This is a genomic window from Telluria sp. AZSoR62, from assembly GCF_058111565.1.
The window spans coordinates 1-301 of record NZ_JBYTST010000229.1 but is presented as its reverse complement, the minus strand read 5'-3'; the positions used below and the strand labels follow the sequence as shown (position 1 = coordinate 301).

At 67.4% G+C, this 301-nt stretch carries 1 protein-coding gene; it reads left to right on the top strand.

Annotated features, from left to right (window positions below; all coding sequences use genetic code 11):
- Positions 1-96: 96 nt before the first annotated feature.
- On the top strand, positions 97-301 hold a 205-nt coding region (locus AC3XQU_RS23615; protein ID WP_489876573.1), incomplete at its 3' end, for a hypothetical protein.

The window sequence follows — 301 nt, the reverse complement described above, 5'->3', positions numbered from 1 at the left end:
ATCGCCGCGGCCACAAGAACCGCCCTCGCGGCCCGGGAGGCCTCCCAGGGCAGGGCTGTTCTCCACGGAGCTGAGTGGAGGCCGGAGGGGGATCCGATGGAGGCTGCCATTGATGTCCTGGCGCGCCGGCTTTCCGTGTCCGCTCCGGAAAATGCCGATCCTGCGCGGCGCTTCGCATTTGATCCCCGCCGTCGCCGTGAATCGGCCATTGTCGGCACCACTCTCTTTGTTAAGGGGGCGCCCGAATCGGTCCTGCCGCTCTGCGGAGAGTCCGCAGGCGCTGCGGCGGAAGAAGTTGAAG